General features: G+C 56.8%; 11 protein-coding genes. 10 read left to right on the top strand and 1 reads right to left on the bottom strand.

What is annotated here, in order from left to right; translation table 11 throughout:
- From H8E27_14355 to H8E27_14310, 10 genes are all read left to right on the top strand, one after another.
- On the top strand, positions 1–2132 hold a 2132-nt coding region (locus tag H8E27_14355; GenBank protein ID MBC8326798.1), incomplete at its 5' end, for a pyruvate, phosphate dikinase.
- Positions 2133–2139: 7 nt separating this feature from the next.
- Complete coding sequence (locus H8E27_14350) at positions 2140–2784, top strand: gamma-glutamyl-gamma-aminobutyrate hydrolase family protein (GenBank protein ID MBC8326797.1); 645 nt, start codon at positions 2140–2142, stop codon at positions 2782–2784.
- A gap of 4 nt (positions 2785–2788) precedes the next feature.
- Positions 2789–3568 (top strand): phosphocholine cytidylyltransferase family protein, encoded by a 780-nt coding sequence (locus H8E27_14345; protein ID MBC8326796.1) that lies wholly within the window; start codon positions 2789–2791, stop codon positions 3566–3568.
- Entirely contained in the window at positions 3565–4998 is a 1434-nt protein-coding gene (locus tag H8E27_14340; GenBank protein ID MBC8326795.1) for an adenylyl-sulfate kinase, read from the top strand. Before H8E27_14345 ends, H8E27_14340 begins: the two co-directional genes overlap by 4 nt.
- A 26-nt stretch (positions 4999–5024) precedes the next feature.
- On the top strand, positions 5025–5777 hold the full coding sequence (locus tag H8E27_14335) for a class I SAM-dependent methyltransferase (GenBank protein MBC8326794.1): 753 nt from the start codon (positions 5025–5027) through the stop codon (positions 5775–5777).
- Positions 5778–5779: 2 nt separating this feature from the next.
- Positions 5780–7582, top strand: a complete 1803-nt coding sequence (locus H8E27_14330; protein ID MBC8326793.1) for a CDP-glycerol glycerophosphotransferase family protein — start codon at positions 5780–5782, stop codon at positions 7580–7582.
- 28 nt (positions 7583–7610) lie between these two features.
- On the top strand, positions 7611–8357 hold the full coding sequence (locus H8E27_14325; protein MBC8326792.1) for a class I SAM-dependent methyltransferase: 747 nt from the start codon (positions 7611–7613) through the stop codon (positions 8355–8357).
- Positions 8358–8361: 4 nt separating this feature from the next.
- A complete protein-coding gene (locus H8E27_14320) occupies positions 8362–9165 on the top strand; it encodes a sulfotransferase domain-containing protein (protein MBC8326791.1) in 804 nt (267 codons plus the stop codon).
- Positions 9162–10238 carry a hypothetical protein gene (locus H8E27_14315; GenBank protein MBC8326790.1) on the top strand — a complete coding sequence of 359 codons (1077 nt, stop codon included), beginning with the start codon at positions 9162–9164 and terminating at the stop codon, positions 10236–10238. The genes H8E27_14320 and H8E27_14315 overlap by 4 nt, the downstream gene beginning before the upstream one ends.
- 132 nt (positions 10239–10370) lie before the next feature.
- Entirely contained in the window at positions 10371–17735 is a 7365-nt protein-coding gene (locus H8E27_14310; GenBank protein MBC8326789.1) for a tetratricopeptide repeat protein, read from the top strand.
- A gap of 21 nt (positions 17736–17756) precedes the next feature.
- On the opposite strand, the gene H8E27_14305 is transcribed toward H8E27_14310, so the two are convergent.
- Complete coding sequence (locus tag H8E27_14305) at positions 17757–18812, bottom strand: hypothetical protein (protein ID MBC8326788.1); 1056 nt, start codon at positions 18810–18812, stop codon at positions 17757–17759.
- Between the last annotated feature and the right edge of the window lie 187 nt (positions 18813–18999).

Here is an 18999-nt window from a genome sequence, read left to right as displayed (position 1 = left end):
TGGACGTGGACAGCAGCCAACCGCGGGCGGTGTGGAGCGCGGTGGAAGAGGTCATCGAGTCGATGGATGAGTGCCCGGAAAACCAAGTCCTAGTGATGACGATGGTGACGGATGTGACTTTGAGTGGCGTAATTATGACGCACGAGCTGGACAGCGGCGCACCGTATTATGTGCTGAATTACGATGACGAAACCGGCAAGACCGATACCATCACCGGCGGCAGCGTGGTCAATAAAACGGTTTTGGTGCATCGCGATTATGTGACCGATCACGTCGATTCGCCGCGCGTGGCGGAGTTGCTGGAGCTGGCGCGCGAGCTGGAAGGCTTGTGTGATCGCGGCACGCCGTTAGATATTGAATTTGCAAAATCTCGCGATGGTCAATTGCATTTGCTGCAAGTGCGACGCATCACGGTGCAGGAAAACTGGAACCGCCGCATCAGCCGTCACGTAAGCGAGGTGTTGTTTCAATCCGGCGAATTTTTCACGCGCCACGCTCAACCACGCGTGGGACTAGCTGGCGCGCGCACGATTCTCGGGCAGATGCCCGACTGGAATCCCGCAGAGATCATCGGCACGCGCCCGCGGCCGCTGGCGATTTCGCTGTACCGGCATCTCATCACCGATTCCATTTGGCAAGAGGCCCGCGCGGAGATGGGCTATCAACCGGTGCCGAATACACCGCTGATGCTCACGCTGGGCGGCCAGCCGTACATCGATGTGCGCGCAAGTTTTAATTCTTTTCTGCCCGCCGGGTTGCCCATCGAAACGCGCGAGCGATTGGTCGATGCGTGGCTCGACCGCCTCGAGGCCAACCCGAAGCTGCACGACAAAGTCGAGTTTGATGTGGCGCAGACGGTATTGGATTTTAATTTCGACGAAGATTTCCAAAACCGCTACGGCGATGTGCTCGAGCCGGATGAGTATCTCGATTACCGCAATCTGCTCGCCCAAGTGACCGCCACCAATCTCAGCCTGGCGCCCGGCGCTTCGTTGCCGGTGGCGCTGGAAAAAATCCAGCAACTCGAGGCGCTACAAACCCAACGGCGTTCACTCAACGATTTGGCGCGGCTCCCGCTGTTGCTCGAAGAATGCCGCGCGCTGGGCACACGTCCCTTTTCGGTCATCGCGCGGCACGCGTTTATGGCAGAAGCCATTCTGCGTTCAGCCGTGACACGCGGCGCGCTTTCGGCCAAACGACTGGCGGCGTTTAAGCGCACGCTGCGCACGGTGACGGCGGATTTCACCGGCGACTTTGCCGACGCCCTCGCGCAACCGCGACGGCGTCCGGAGTTTCTCGCCAAGTACGGCCACTTGCGCCCGGGCACGTATGACATCACCTCGCCGCGGTACGATCAACGCGATGATTTATTTGCCGCCACCGCCCAGCCCGAGCCGGCCACCAGTGATGCCATTTTTCCGCTCACCCGCGCGGAGGCGCAGTCGTTCCAAAAACTCTTTGCCGCAGCGGGAATGTCCGAGGTGGAGCCGGGACAATTCATCGAGTACGCACGCCAAGCCATCACCGAACGCGAGCGCGCCAAGTTTATTTTCACCCGTCACCTTTCCGATGCACTGGAATTGATTGCCCATTGGGGCAGCGACACGCGGCTGGATCGCGATGCGCTCTCGCATCTTTCCGTGCAGGATTTGCTCAATCATCTTGTCAGCCCGGTGCTCAACGATCCCGAGCTGCACTTTGAAGATCTCGTGGAACAACGCCGCCGCGAACAGGAAAACGTTGACGGCATTCGCCTGGGTTTCCTCATCCGCGATCCGGGTGATTTTTATGTGGTGCCGATGCACCGCAGCGCGCCGAACTTTGTGGGCAACCGCCACGTGGAAGGCGAGCCGCTGCGACTGGGCAACCAATCGCGTGGCCACGGCCAACTCAGCGGCCGCATCATTTGCATTGAGAATGCTGATCCGGGGTTTGACTGGATTTTCACGCGCAACATCGCCGGTCTTGTCAGCAAGTTCGGCGGGGCCAACAGCCACATGACCATCCGCTGCGCCGAGCTCGGCCTGCCCGCGGCCATTGGCGTGGGCGAACAAACCTTTGAACGCATTGCCGCGGCCAACCGGGTGGAACTCGATGGCGCGGCAAAATTACTCCGGCCAATTTATGGCTAAACAATTTATGGCTGAACGTATTGGCATTACAATGAGAGTGGGACAAGCCGCCGGTTCCGGTGAACCGCGCGATTGTCTCGCTCAAGACTGGGCGCGCTATATGGCCGCGTTCGCACCGGACGTGGCGTGGGTGCCCGTCCCAAACCTCGGCGCGGCGGTGGCGGAGTTTATCCAACACTGGCAACTCGATGGATTTATATTATCCGGCGGCAATGACCTTGGCACTTGTCCCATTCGCGACAAAACCGAAAACACTGTGATCGATCACGCCGTGCGCAACGCACTGCCTGTTTTTGGCGTGTGCCGCGGGATGCAATTGCTGCAACAACGCGGCGGCGGCGCACTACGCCGGTGCGAGCCCAAAACACATTTGGCCCAAAAACACACCGTGCATTTGCGAACAGATTTGCTGGAATTCGATGCGCCCGGACGCGCCACGGTTAATTCATTTCACAACTGGGCCGTGCCCGCGAACACGCTGGCACCATCGCTCGAACTGCTGGCCGCTAGCGATGATGGCTGCGTGGAAGCCGTGCGCCACCGCGCCGCGCCCATCGCCGCCGTGCAATGGCATCCCGAACGCGATGGGGATAACTTACAGGTGCAACTGGATCGAAACCTGCTGTGCACCACTCTTGGTTGGGAGAAATAAAATTATGCGCGCGATCATCTTAGCAGCCGGACGCGGCTCCCGAATGGGAGGCCTCACCGAAGATCACCCGAAATGCCTCACGCCCTTCGCCGGGCGCACGCTGCTCGAATGGCAGCTCGGCGCACTCCGTGCCGCCGGCATTCGCGACATCGCCATTGTGCGCGGGTACCTTGCCGAATCCCTCAATCCCACCGATTGCATTTGGTTTGAAAATCCCGATTGGGCCCGCACCAATATGGTCAGCACCCTCGCCTGCGCCAGCCAATGGCTCCAGCGCGATGACTGCATTGTGTCCTATTCCGACATCGTTTATCACCCCGCCATTCTCGAGCAGCTTATTCTCAACCCCGGCGAACTAGCCATTAGCTACGATCAAGAATGGCTGCCGCTTTGGAGCGAACGCTTTGCTGATCCGCTGGAAGACGCCGAAACGTTCCGGCTGCGCGACAACGGCGCGCTGCAATCCATCGGCGATCGCGCGGTCGAGGTTGCCGACATTGAAGGCCAATATATGGGTCTCCTAAAAATTTCTCCAGCCGGTTGGCGCCGCATCGAGGTAATCCTCGACGACCTGCCCAAGGCGCGGCGCGACCGGCTGGACATGACTTCGCTGCTCCAATTGTTATTGGAAGACGGCGCGGAAATCAACGCCACCCCCACCCGGGGCCGCTGGTGCGAAGTGGATAGCGAAACCGATCTGCGCCTGTACGAAGAACGCCTCGACCGCCCCAATTGGGATCACGATTGGCGCTGGGAAGACAGTGTGACTGCTGTGACCGCATGACCGAACATTTAACCAACGAAGGCCGCGTGCTTTGGATTACCGGACTTTCCGGCTCCGGCAAAAGCACCATCGCCCACGCCGCCGCCGAGCAATTGCGCGCCCGCGGTGAGCGCCCCGTGGTGCTCGATGGCGACGCCGTGCGCACCGCCATCGCTGATTCCAAAACCGGCCACGACATCACCAGCCGCCTTGCCAACGCCTACCGCATCAGCCGCCTCGCGCAGCTTTTGGCCGAGCAGGGGCAAACCGTCATCGTGCCCACGATGTCGCTCTTTCGCGAAATCCACGAATGGAACCGCGCGCACTTGCCCAACTATTTTGAAATCTGGCTGGAAGTCGACTGGGCCGAATTATGCGAACGCGATGCCCGCGGCCTTTACAGCCGCGCAGCCCGCGGGGAAGTGCAAAACGTGGCCGGCTTCGACCTTGAATACGATCGCCCCGCCAATCCCGATTTAGTGTTAACCAACAATTCACCACTGCGACCGGCAACCGAACTGGCAAATGAACTCCTGCAATCCGCCCTCGGCCTGCATCCGCTTTCGCAACGGCCGCACGTGGTATTTTATAACCCCACCCATGCAGGTGGAGGCGCACTGGTGCCCATCCTCGAGGAATTACTTGAAGCGGAGGGGTACGCCAATCTCGCCAGTCCGAATGAGACGCATCGCTTTCATGACTTGCTAAAATTAAACGCCCCGATTTTCCATTGGACCCATCACCCGCTGGAAACTTTTGCGGCCGAACTGAATCGCGACGACGTCCGGTTCATCAGCCTCACCCGCGATCCGCGCGATACGCTGGTGTCGTTTCTTCAAAATGTTTTGCAGACGGTTCACGCCGAGGGCAAATCGATGCGGACCCTTTGCCGCGAAGCCATTCAATCCGGCTTCGAACAGCGTTTTGAACAGGCCCACGCCTGGCACGCGTTAGAGCAGCCAAATGTGTTCCAAATCAGCTTTGAAGAAATGAAGCGCGACATCCCCACGTTCATGGCGCAGTTGCTGGAATTTATCGGGCTGCAGCCCATGAATCGCGCTCCCATGCGGCAGTTGTGCGAAAAACACAGCTTTGAATCCGTGACCGGTCAACAGCGAGGTGAATCCGGCCAACCCATTCGCAACAAGTATCTACCGCGCAAAGGCATTAGCGGCGACTGGGCAAATCATTTCGATGGCTCCACCGCGCGGATGTTTCAACGCCGGTTTGGCCGGTATCTTCGGGCGTGGGGCTACGAACCCAACGGCAACTGGGCCGAGGCTCACGCGCAAAAACACAAGCACAGCTCAAACGGAACGCTGTTTGCCAGCTTATTGCAGTTGGAACAAATGACCGACCGACTGAACTCGTTAACCGGCTACTCGCGATTCAGCCCCGAGCAACAAATTCAATCCCTCTTTCAATCCAACCCGAGGACCAACTTAAATTAAACAAACAAAAGAAAATGAATTCTACAATCAAGCAAGGCGATTTCACTAAACTAGCGAGCGACTATTCCTCGTGTCGGCCGGATTACTCGCAAAGCGTGTTGCAGACTTTGCTCACCCATACGCGCGCAACGACCGTGGCGGATGTGGGCGCGGGCACCGGCATCTGGAGCCGGATGCTCTCGCAGACAGGATTGAAAACCACAGCGGTTGAGCCGTGTGATAATATGCGCGCGGAAGGCATCCGCTTCACTGCGGATTACGATATCGATTGGCACGATGGACTGGCCGAAGCCACTAATCTGCCCGATGCCAGCGTAGACTGGGTGACGATGGCTTCCTCATTTCATTGGGCGGATACGCCGGTTGCGCTGGCGGAATTTCATCGCATTCTGAAACCCGGCGGACACCTCACCATTTTGTGGAATCCGCGCAATATTGATGGCAATGAACTGCACGAAAATATTGAACAAGGCATCCACGACCGGCTGCCAAATCTCAAACGAGTGTCATCCGGTCGCGCAAAAAATTCCCGCGATTGGACCGATGACCTCCAGTCGACCGGCCAGTTCACCGATTGCATTTTTATGGAAGCCCGCCACGAAATTGCAATGAGCCACAAACGTTACCTCGGTGCTTGGCGCTCGGTGAACGACATTCAGGCCCAAGCCGGGCCGGAATTGTTCCCTCAGTTACTGGATGCCATCCGAGAAAAAATTAGCCACTTGGAAAAAGTCGTGGTGCCCTACAAAACCCGCGCTTGGACGGTTAACAGGAAATAGTTATGACGGGAATTGATAAACCGATGAATCACGACGGCTGGCTCCAGCGCATTGGTGCGAGCCGTTTTCTGGATCCGGCAAGCCGCTGGCAGGCGGGCCGGATTCTGCGCGACACCCCGCCCAACAAGCGCTCGGTGGCCATCTTTTGCCCGACCAAATCTTTCCGAAAACTGTTCGGAACCATCCCGGAGGAACTCGAAGCACGCGGCATCCACGTCATCCGCCTCTACTGCGAGCGGCATCTGGACGACTATGAAAACCATCCGCACGCTTACCGAGTTTGGGGCAAAATCCTGGATCACCTCGGGTTTATAGATCTGTTTATGGTGCCGACCATTATGGATTCACTCCCGGATGAATCCCGTAAAATGTTAATGGTGCACGGCTCATTCGGTGGAATTCCATTCCACACCGGCAAGCCCGAAGCCTCCGCAGCGGAAACGGATCGCCCGCTTTCCGATGAAGAACTCGTCACCAAGCATACTCATATGACCGCGTATTGGCGTCTGTATGATTACATTTCCGTGGCCACCCCAGAGTTTGTTGAATCCTGTGAACACGCTTTCCAGATGTACCAGCAACCGGCGATTTCTCATCCCTTCACTGCCAACCGCCCCACGAACGAAAAAAACCTTCTCGAGCACAAAAGATTGGCGGACCGACTGAAACCCAAGCGGCTCGCCCAAAGCCAATGCGTCATCCCACTGGGCTATCCCTCGTTGGATGAAGGAATGCACCGGGCCGAAGCGCACACCCAACCGCGAGAGAACATCACCTATGCCCCCACCCCGGTGGTGGGAAAAGACCACTGGAAACCCTTCGTTTCCATTCACTCCCATGGACCTCAAATTATGGAGGCCCTATTGCACGCTTTCCCCGAGCGGCCGGTTGTTTTCAAGCCATATGCGGACGAACAGCCCGAAACCATCCTGCCCATTCTCGAGATCGGTTCCCGCTATCCCAACTTCGTGCACGACCAATCCGGCGGCAACTACCACGACTGCTACGCAAAAACAGCTGTGATGGTTTCTGATTTCTCGAGCGCGGCGTACACCTTCTCCCTCGCCAACCAACAGCCCACGATTTTCTTTTCACACAACGAAGCCAACCTCCCGGATTCCGTGAAGCAGTGCGCCTTTGCGCGCTTCCGGAATGAGGTCGGCCAAGTGGCAACGGATTGCGAAGCACTCGTCCAAGCCATACGCCACGCTCTGGACCACCCGGAATTGTATCGCGAAAAAATTCAACATACCCGTGAACAAGCCGTGTTCAATCCCGGCCGATCGGCGCATTATTTTGCGGATAGCATCCACTACATTCTGAACGACGAACCCCATCCGGACTGGCGATATTACGGAATCCTCCCCACCCCGCGCGGCGCACACGGCAACCTTGAAGGCGATGCCACCCATTGGCACCAGCGGACGCAACACCATATGCATCTGGGCGATGCGGCCCTCGAACGCAGCCAGGCATTTCTCGCACCTTCCACCGCCACCACCGCACGGGACCAACTGCAACAGGGCTTCAGTGAATCACCCGACCACGAAGGGGTGGTCAGTGCGTTGGGCCAGTTGGAAATGCTGCTCGGACGCCACGCGGAATCACTTTCCCCACTCTTTCTCGCGGTCGAACTTAACCCGTGGGATATCGGCAACCACAACCGGCTCGCTGACGCCTTCACCAATCTTCATATGGACGGCGAAGCAGAAGCTCACCGGCAATTAGCCCGGCATCTGCAGGGAAACGGACATAATTTGAAATACGAAACCCCGGCCCAAACCCCACAATTACAAATCACGTAAACTAACCCTGAATCCTGACCATACAAAAATGAAAACAAAATGGGACTATACCAAACTGGCGCCGCATTATTTGAATCGGCCGGATTATGCCGTGGAAGCGGTAGTGCGTTTTTGTGACCTCGCCGAGCTGCGCGCGAATGCCGCCGTGTGCGATGTGGGCGCGGGCTCTGCGCACCTCACCAAATTGCTCGTGGCTCGCGGTTGCAATGTCGCCGCTGTGGAACCCAACGACGCGATGCGCGCGGTGGGAATGAGCGTCACCGCCAATAAACCCGTGCAATGGCACGTGGGCACCGGCGAAGCCACCGGCCAGCCGAATAATGCCTTTGACGCAGTCACCTTTGGTTCTTCATTTAATACCACCGACCGCCCAGCCGCCCTGCGCGAAACGCAACGCATTCTGCACCCCGGCGGATGGTTTGCGTGTCTGTGGAACCACCGTGATTTGAACCACTCACTTCAAGCCGAGGTGGAGGATTACATCAAGAGTCGCATCGACGGCTACGGCTACGGCTCGCGGCGTGAAGATCAAACGGAAGTCATTCGCGAAAGCGGTATTTTTAAAGAGCCGATGTTCATCGAAGCCTCGTATGTGGCGCGGGTTCCGGCAGAGGCGTACGTGGAAGCGTGGCGCTCGCACGGCACGCTACAACGCCAAGCGGGCGAAGCGTTCGACGGCATCATCGGCGGCATCGAAGCCATCACGGGGGCACACGGCAAAGTGTTGGCCGTCGGCTACACCACTCGCTTGTGGGCCGCGCAATTGAAAGATTAAATTTATGAAACACGTTGTCTTTTACAATCTACCCAACGCCGGGGCATCCATTGTAATGCCGGTGCTGGAAGAGTTCGCGCAGATGGCGGGCTGCAAATTTTTCTCCGGCCCTTCGGAGCTGGAACAATTTAAGGCGGATGTGGCCGATGGCAAACGCGCATTCCACTGGACTCACAGCGGCCCGGAACTGTTTGGCGATTTTGTGGCGCGGGATGATTTTCGATTTATCTGCCTCACTCGCGACCCGCGCGATGTGCTGGTGTCGCACGTGAAAGATATCATTCACCGAGATTTGCACGAAGGCAAAACGGAAAATGAATTGTATATTGAATATGTTGAATCCAATTTCGGCGATATGTTTGACGATGCGAATTCCTGGCGGGCACTCGAACAAACAAACATTTTGAACATCACTTTTGAACAATTAAAACGCAACATTCCAATCGGGCTTCGCCATATTTTGGATTTTGCCGAAGTGCCGGCCACCGATGCCGCGCTACAGGAATCGTGTGCGCGACATAGTTTTGAAAATGTCACTCAACGTCGGCGTGGCCAATCGGGTGAAACCGTGCGCTCCCAATACCTGTTCCGCAAAGGCATTTCCGGCGACTGGGCTAATCAATTTAGTGGCGATGTGGCGCTGAAATTCCACGAGGAATTGGGCGGCGTGATGCGCCAATGGAATTATGAACGCGACGGCGAGTGGGCGCGCACCCACGCCCGTTACAAATCCGCCAGCCGAAATACCGCCCGCGAAAAACTGGGCGACTTGCTCAACAAACGAACCCTAAACACCATACAAGCATGATCAGCCTTCTCATCACTTCCCGCATTGAGGGCAACCCCAACTGGGGCTTGCCCAACCTGCTGCAAAGCTTGGTCGACTACAGCGCCGATCACAATAATTTTGAAGTGCTCGTGAAGTTCGACACGTGTGATCCCAAGGTGCCGGACTATCTCCCGCAATTGAAAAATTATCCTTTCGCAGTGAAACACATTGTCGAGCCGCGAGGGCGCGGATACATCGATATCCACATCGGCTACACCCGCGCCATGATGTTGGCCGATGATCGCTCCGTTGTGATGGGCGCATTCGCGGATGATTTCGTGGTCACCCAACCCAACTGGGACACCACCGTGCTTGCGGAAACCACCCATTTTGACGATGGCATTTATATGATCCATCAACGACCGCACCCGTGCTTTTATCGGCCGCACTTTCAAGAGCAACCCTTTTACCCGCACTACCATCTGGACCACATGGATGCCTTGGCGATCATCGATGAAGGACCGTTTTGGAGCCGAAAGATGCTGGAAATTTGTGGCGGACTCGGCCACGTGTCCTTTACCGATGCGTGGTCATTGGTCATCCAATGGTATCTCTATGAAGATCACGGACTTAATCGCACGCGCTTTTTGGATCAGCCCCAAGTGTACCGCGTGCTACACGATGAAGTGGACACGCGCGAATCGGATCGCTGGGACACAGATCGGCGCATCAACTTTGATTTTATCGCCAGCGATTTTTACCGCACAATGGTGCAAAATCAGGCCCGCAATATGGCGCTCAATATCGAGGCCGCCGGCGGTCCGCAATCACAACCTTGCGTAAAACCCAACGCATCGGAATTGGAACAAATTCTTTTAGCAACCGCCCAAGGCGCATTGGAAACTGGAAACGAAGAGGACGTCATTCGGGAATTCCGCGAACTCAATCGATGCTTCCCCAATAATCCCATCGCCAAAAAGCAATTAGCCAATCGATTGGGAAAACCCATTGATGAAAACGCCATCCTACCAATTCAAGCCCTGCCCAAAACGCTCAAACCCACCCCGAATAGCAACTTTTCGAGCACCCTAGAAGCAGCGCTCAATTTATAGTTATCGTTAACTATTTGAATTTTTCACTGTATTTCAGTGTTATCGTGAATTAATCTGATTTTTCCGGCTTTTCCCATTTTTACCCATTTGAGCCCGTAAAGTTGGCCCGGAAATTGCTGCTGTGGTGGTGACATGGATGTTGCAAAGCAATCCCCCCCCAGGGAGGCGGGTCATTACTCGCTGCCACCCGTTGACCTCGGGCCTGCTGCGGACTGGTTCCGTGCGGGCAATTTCTGCGGTGCTGCTGGCGATCAAGGCATTGCTGGGTGGCGTCAAGCTGCGGCATTGGGTTTGGTGGGCCGAATGGACCTCGCCCTCGATGCACTGGAACACGAGGCCGATCCCGAAGCGCGTTTTTATTTTGCGGCATCGTTGTGGATGGCCAAGCGCGAGGACGAGGCAAAAGAAGTTTTACGCGAATCGGATTTGCCGGAGGCGGCTGAGTTGTTGCGGCTCATCAGCAAGGAACGCATTGAGGTCGTGGCGCAAACGGTTTGGGAGGACAAAGATTTCTCGGATGACAAATTTTCCCTGCAACGGATTGGACTGAAACGCACGCGTCGCGATGAGCACGGAGACATTGTCATGGATTGTCGGCCGGTGAAGCCATTCCTAAGCGCACGGGATGCGATCCAAGGCACACCGGACTTTTATTTTGCGCATATGATTGAGTGGCAATTTCTGCCCGATGACCTGGGCGACCTGCCCTGCCCTTCTTTTGGCACCACTTCGGATCTTGATTTGCATATCCAAAACAACGCACCGATTTTGCCGGCGTTTGACGAGGTCATCACTGTCGGCTCGGAGGAATGGGCCAAGGCGCGGGCGTTGCGGCCGGGGGCGGTTTGCACGTTTCCGAAATTGTTCGGCATCGATTTGAAATGCCTTCCCATTCTGGAAGAGAATTGTGTGCGTGATGTGGATTTATTTATCTCCGGCACCATGCGCAGCCCATATCATCCGGACAAGGCGCGCTTGCTGCAACAATGGATCAAAGACGACAGCGCCCAAATCCGACGCATCGATGGGTTTCTGGCCCCGGCCGAATATTACGCCGAGATGGCCCGCGCCAAGGCGTCGTTCACTTACGTGCGGCATCCGGGCAGCATGCCCTCGCGCGGCATCGAATCGCTGGCGATGGGGTGCGCGGTGCTGACGCAGGAGGAAAGTGCGTTGCGATTGTTCGCCGGCGAAAACGAGGGCGTGGTGGCGTATCACACCGAGCGGGATGACTTGATGGAGAATCTGCAAAAAATCACCGGTGACTGGGAAACATATCGGGCCGCGGCCCAACGCGGTCGAAAAATGGTGCGCACGCAATTTTCGCAATCACTTTGCATTTCGCAATTTCTACGCTTTCTCACCGTGCGCGCGGCCATCGCCAAGGAGCGCGGCGGAAGGGACGGCCGCGCCGAATCACAGCCGCACCAAAAACGCGTCATCACTTCGCGCGGTTGGATGTATCCGCCTCCAGTGAACTACGCTCATCTCAAACACAACCTCGAGCGCGCCAAAGCGCAGCACGGCAAAACCGAACACGCCGGGCCGGCCATCAATGCCGCGCGCGAATTGGATCTTTATCTCACTGCGGATATGCCGGATTTGGTGGATCGCTCCGAGCGGCTGGATATGGTGGAAGCCTTCGAGCGTGAAGATGAATTGCTGCACAAAGTAGCGAAGGATATTTACAAGGACGGCTGGGAACAACATCCGCATTCGCTCGTGTTGCGATTTAATGCGCTGCGGCACGCATTCCATTTGGGCGATCCGGCGGGCGTGGAAAAGGCGCTGGCGGTTACGCGCGAATTACTCGCCCAACCGGCCGACCATTGGCGCGTGTTTGCCGAAGAGGATGTAATGCCGTGGGATTATCACAGCACGTGTTTTGATTATCGCAGCTATTTCGACACGCTCACCGAGGCGCTCGGCAACGACGCGGTGAAGAGTGAGCCGTTGGCCAACCTGATCCGTGCTTCGCTCGCGCATTACCTTGGACAATACACCGGCGAGGTGGCGCCGCTGGAGCAGGCGGTGGAATGGAATCCGGATTTTCCATATTACCGCTACGCACTGGCGCGGGCACTGCTACACCGGCGCGAGCCGGGCGATGCGGCGCGGGCGGTGGTGTTGCTGGATCAATTGGCGCGACGCAGCATTATTTTGGAGCCAGCATTTTTGTTGCTGGTGAAATGCAATGAACTGCTGGGCGAACCGGTGCCGGGCTTGGATGAATTGGAAAGCCGTTATAAACGTTTTCAAAAAGGGTCGGTGTGCAGTTCGTATTCCTCGAGCGAGTACGACAAAGTGGATTTGGTGAAACGCCCTGGCCAGGAAGCACTGCCTTTGGCGGCCGACCCCTTTGCTGAGGAGGCCGCTGAAACGGTGAGCGTGGATAGCGAGCGGGCGGCGCATTTGGTGAGACCGACGGGCGCGCGACCGAAGCAAAAAATTCTGTTGGTGGGATTTGAGTGCGGCAATTGGCAGAACGCCAAGGCGTGGTCGTACAACGGATTTTATGCGCTAGAAGAAGGATTGGCGGCGAATGAAGTGGAATTCAAAACGCTGCCGGCGCTGGCGGGTGTGCCTTCGGATCACCCCGCCTCGTGGCTGGGCCAGGCGCAGTATATGTTTTTGCACGAGGAATTTGATCAAGCGTGGATTTGGATTACACACAACGATTACGACCCGGATTTTTTAGATTGGATCAAAAGCAAAACCGACGTGCGCGTGGGCGTAATTATGGAATCGCTGGAGCACACGCCCGAGGAAGAGCAACAACACGGCAATCTCGCCGGGCGGCGCGAAAAAGTGAAGGGCCAGCTTCAGCATTGCACGCACGCGCTGACTTTTGATGATCGCGATGCAGAAACACTCGCGGAGGAGCTGGGCATTCCAACGATGTGGTGCCCGCCGGTGGTCACGTGGCGCGAGGTGTGCGATGCGGTAGCCTTGCCCGAGCCGGGACCGGCGGCATTCCAGGGCACGATTTATAATTTGGAGCGGAAGGCACTGCTCGAGTCGGCCATTAACGAGGGGTTGTTAACGCAACCGCCTTTGCCTGAAATTGGCTCCGGTTTCCCGCGGCAGTTTGATGTGCTGCAAATTAACTCGCTTAATCGCGTGAGCCTCTACGACGTGGCCGAGCCGGCCTGGCTGGGGGAGTATCTGGTGAACCTGCGCCGACTGCGACGACGCTTGAACGATCTGTGGATGGAGGGCTTGCAGCAAAGTTACGCACAGGTGAATTTGCCGTCCATTTTCAAATGCTACGCCGGTCGTGTGGTGGAAACTATGGCGGCGGGTCGGCCAGTGATTTCGTGGGATCCGCCCCGCGCCCGCACGCGCGCGCTGTTTGCGCCGGGGCAGGAAATTGAATTATTTAAACGCGAAGATGCCTATGGACTGGCACAAGCTATTTTGAAATTGCAGAAAAACCCCGAAGCCGCCGCGCGCATTGCAGAACGCGCGCGCGCAAAAGTGCTGCGGCATCACACCGCCGAAGTGCGGATGCGACAGGTACTCGACTGGTTGGCCCGTGGTGATCAGCCCGATTATGGCGAAGGCGATTTCACGTCCGAAACGAATTTAAACCAAACCGACGAATCCATTACCCCAGATTCAACAATGAACGATACAAACGAAACTCCTCAACTACCCGAAGGCACGCTGGAAGAATGGCTGGATAAAGCCGAGCAGTGCCACGAACAAAACGATGTGACCGGCGCTATCACCGCGCTGAAGCAGGCGCTGGAGCTGAGCGACCGTCATCCGATGCTGTTGCGCGCGCTGGGCGCCAAGCAGTTTGCCGCTGACCAATTCGCCGAGGCGCGAACTAATTTTGCCGCGCTGGCGGAGTTGTGTCCCGACGATGTCGTGGCGCATTTGCAGCTGGGGCTGGCGGCATTCCACGCGGACGACCGCGAGGCGTTTGAGGCGTGCCTTGTCACGGCGTTGGATTTAGAACCGGAGAACCGCGAGGCGATGCAGTTGCTGGGTGATTATACATTCCTCACGGGTGACCACGTTTCGGCCAAGAAAATTTATAGCCGCATCGCTACCGATGGCGGGGTGACGCCGGGCTTGCTGCACGCCCTGGCGGTTTGCCAATTCAAAACGGGCAACACCGATCAGGCGGCGGATACGTACCGCCAGTTGCTGGAGTTTGATTCGGAAGACCAACTCGCACGCGAAAATTTGCAGGTGATTGAACAAGGCGAAACTATCGTCACGCCCGCCGTTGAAGCTGCGCCGGAAGTCGTCCCACAAAAACCCACACCGAATAACGCGGCGGAACAGGCAGATTTTTTTCTGGACGCGGGCAATCCCGAAGCCGCGATTGCCGAGCTGGAACAGGCCGTGCTCGCAGAGCCGGATAACCCCTTACTCATTGATGCGCTTGGCTCGCAGTTGTTTCAACTGGAACGCTTTGAAGAAGCGCGCCTGAAGTTCCGTAAACTCATCGAATTGCAACCCGGAAACGCCGCGGCCTACACGCGCCTCGCGATGGCGGCGGAGGCGACGGATCGCACCGACGAATTTGAATCTGCACTCGGCCTTGCGATGGAAATTGATCCGGACAATCCGGAGATGCTGCGTTACCTCGGCAAACTGAATCTTGAACAGGAACGGTATTACGATGCGGGAGTGGCATTCACACAACTTGCGACATTGGAGCCGGATAACCCGGACAATTTGCTCGCGATGGGCGTATGCCTGTTCCGTGGCGGCCAAATTGAAATCGCACGCGAAACGTTTGAGCGCGTGCTGCAGTTGGATCCGGACAATGCACTAGCCCTCACCAATTTGGAGCAATTGGATAACGAACCGGCCACGGAAACGGTAACCGAAACTGAATCCAGCGTTTCGCCTTACGATGCCTTGGCGTCCGTTGAGTCTGACGTGGAACGCATCCTCATCCACGCGCATCAAACGCTAGAAACCGGCGACGTGGAGGGCACGCGCCTGGCGCTTGAGGAAGGTCTGGTGTCGCATCCGGATGACCTCGTGCTACTTAACGCGATTGGAAATCTATTCTTCCGTGAGAAACGCTACGCAGAAGCAGCGGAGATTTATCATCGATTAACCGAAATCACTCCGGACGATGCCGCGCCGCATTCGCAAGCGGCTACTTCGGCGCTGTTCGACGGCAACGTCCATCTCTTCAACGAACACGTCAGCCGATTGCTCGAGATTGATCCGGAAAACAGCACCGGCCTCAAGCTGTTGGCCACGGCAAAATTCCGCATTGGCGAATTCCCTGAAGCCGCCAAACTTTACGCCCGTGTGTTGGAGGCGAACCCGGAAGAAGTGGAGTCCACCCTCGCGCTGGGAATGTGTTTTCATAAATTGAAAGACAACGCGCTGGCCGTCTCGTGCTTCCGCCGCGCGCTGGAGATTGATCCTTACAACGCCACCGCCGCCAGTAATTTGAAAGCGTTGGCCGAGCCGACGGATGAATCCGCCGAACCCGAAACTCCCTCACAAAATAATGGCACGGTGAAAGCCGAGACCGTCCAACAACTACAACGCGAAACGGTTTCCAATGAAAATGATGGCGACCTTCCGCCCGCGGCGTTGGTGGGCAGCCTTGTTGCTTCGCAGGATTTGTTGAATCAAGGCGAACATCTTGAGGCGTGGAATGCTGCGCTGGATTGTTTGGCGCGTCGGCCGTTCCATCCCGAGGCATGGCTGCATCTTGCCGAGATTGCGCTGGACGCCGGCGATGAAGCGCGCGCGCTGCAGTGCCTCGATCGGTTGCTCGCGCTCTCCCCGAAATGGGATGTGCCCGTTGGAGTGCAGGCCAACCTCAAACAAAAGCCCGCGCTCACGACCACGGATATCGCGTGGCCCGAACCGCCCGCCGCCAGCGAAACCCCGCGGCTTTCGGTGTGTATGATTGTGAAGGACGAAGAGGAATTTATCCTCCAAGCCATTAAATCTGTCAAAGACCTTGCGCACCAAGTGGTGGTGGTGGACACCGGCTCCACCGATCGCACCGTGGCGCTCGCTGAATCGCTCGGCGCGGAGGTGCATCACTTTGAGTGGAACGAAAACTTTTCCGATGCCCGGAATTATTCACTCGAGCACGTCACCGGCGATTGGGTTTTGATTCTCGATGCGGATGAAATTTTGGATCCCGAAGGCAACGACGATCTTGCTCGCGATTTGTATTCAGAAAACCAACTGGGCTTCCGCATTCCGCTGGCAAACTTTATGCGGGCGGAAGATCAAACCCTGCAGCAAACCGGCGACGGCGTGACCTATGTGCCGCGCCTGTTTCGCAACGCGCCGGGACTGCACTTTGTGGGGCGCGTGCACGAGCAGATTTTTTCATCCATCATCGTACGTCAGGGGCATTGGGGGATGGATTCAGGCATCGGCCGCACGCGGTTGTTGCATTTCGGGTACGATCCTTCAGTGAAACTTTCTCGCGACAAAGTGAAGCGCAACCTCCGGCTGCTGGATAAAGCCGTGGAGGAAATGCCCGATGAACCGGCGTTGCTGATGAATTACGCGCTGGATTTATTTAATGACGGCCGCATCGAGGAAGCACTCACACAGAATCGCCACGCGATGGAAGTGCTCTCACAGCACGAGCCGCAGCACGTGATGCCCGAGGTGCGCGAACGATTGGTGAGCATGTTTTGCTTTCACCTGTTGCAGGCGGAAAAATACGACGAACTTTTGGAGGTGGCGCATAGTCAATTATCGAAAGATTGCGGGCCGACCGCGTCCATCCACTACGTGGCTGCGCTGGGGCTCATCAAACAGGGACGGCACGCCGAGGCGATTCCGGAGCTGCACGCGTGCATCGAGAAAAGTGAAGAACAGACCTTTACCCCGCGCTTCCGTGGCGTGGAAGCGCACGGGCCGTATCATTTGCTGGCCGATAGTTTGGCCGAAACGGGAGACGCGGATGGTGCCACGGAAGCCTTCCAAAAAGCACTGGAGATTTCACCGGATGCGGCGGGCGTGCGCCACGGGTTGGGCACGTTTCTCGTGAAGAACGATCGCGCCGAGGAAGCGGTGCAGTTGTTGTTCGCAGCGATTGAAAAAGATGTGATGACGCCCACGCTGTGGAGCCTCGGCTGCAATATCGTGAACGGGCATTTGAACGATACCGAGATTGCGCTGCACTGGACCGATTGCGCGGCACAGGATCATCCGGAGCATCCGGAAATTTCTAAGCAACGCGGCATCGCACTGCTCACGGCGGGCCAGTTTGAAAACGCCCTGCCCCTTTTTGAAGGCTTGCCCAAACATCCGGCCAACGAAGCGGCGCGGTTGCTTTGCCGGTTTGTCCTCGGCCAACCCGCCCGGCTGACCGATGCTGATCACGAAAAGGCCGTCAGTTTGGCGCTTGTGGAATGGACACGCCGTCTGCTCGAGCGCGGGCACGAAGCGCCGATTCAGAAACTCACAGAAAATTTAAAAACACTCACCGCCACGCTACCCACCGCCGGTCAGGTGTTGAGCGAAGCGGCGCTCGTGTCATGAGCAGCAGTGGAATCGTAAGCGCTACTCTTTTAACCGGCTCTCGCCGTCGGCTGAGTAATACCGTTGGCCTTTGTCGTCGTACGCCTCTACGTGCCAATTACGGTGTGAGGTGCTGACAAATGTTTCGCGGATGAGATATTCCCCCGGCGGCTGGATTGATCGCCAAGTGATGGTCTTGGAGGCTTCCTCCCATTTCCCCTCAAAATGATCCACCGGCCCATCGGTGTGAAAATGAATGAACCGATACACTCCCGACTCGCGGTCATAAGTTTTGATCCACATGAAATATTGATCCTCCTCCTGGCCCGTGATCACGCCCTCATACAACAAAGCGCGGCCACCGGGTGTCCAACGGGCGCGACCGGTCATGCGGATTGTTTCCGATTCGCCATTAAGGGTGGAGGTTTCCGACTCGTTCCAAACACCGCCGCGGCCCAGCCGGGCCAGCTCAGGCGTGGCGGGTACTGCGGGCAGCTCGGTCGGGGCGCTGCCCTTGCGCGCCGCCTGCGTGATCGCGGATCCCTCCAATTGTCCGGCACGTGTTATTTCTACCCGCGTTTCCCGTTTACCAGGCGCAAGTTGCATCTCGTTCATGCGCTGGACCACGTCCTCCGGAGCTCCGGGTAAATACACCGATTCCCATTCGAGCCGGCCCGCGCCCACCTTCCAATTGCCCACAAACCCGCGCACATAGCCGTCATCCTGCACCACCGTGTAATGATACATGTTGATTTCCGCGTTGTAATGTTTAACGGCAAATTCGTAGGTAATCGCTCCGGAAGGACTGAACACCTTTTCCTCCAAAAACAGGCAGTGCCCATTGAGCCCCCAACGGGCATCGAGATGACAGGTGTTGCGGTTAGTGACCACGGCATTGGAGGCGGAGCTTTCTGATTCCCACCGCCCCGGCTCATCAAGCACCTGCAGCCGTGGGTGACTCGGCGCGGCGGGCGATTCGGGTAAAAATGGAATCTCCACCGAACCGCTGTCGCCATCCAAATTCAGCCACACCAGTAGCCCCGCAATAGGCAACGCAGCTGCGATGCCTCCCAAAATCCATGCCGTACGCTCACGCATCACCGAAATTTAGCACGGTTATTTTTTTGTGCCAGCCCGATGATTTTTTTTTGATTTTTGTAACACTGCCCCGCCCATTTGCGTAGCCAAATCGATGAAACAAATGATCAAAAATAAATCTCGCCTCGATAGGTCCCCTCCTTATAATGGGCGTATGCAGACTCCCTTCAAGGCAAATAGTGGGCGT

The sequence above is a fragment of the Limisphaerales bacterium genome (assembly GCA_014382585.1).
Classification (GTDB): domain Bacteria; phylum Verrucomicrobiota; class Verrucomicrobiia; order Limisphaerales; family UBA1100; genus JACNJL01.
This window is presented reverse-complemented; position numbering and strand designations above follow the sequence as displayed.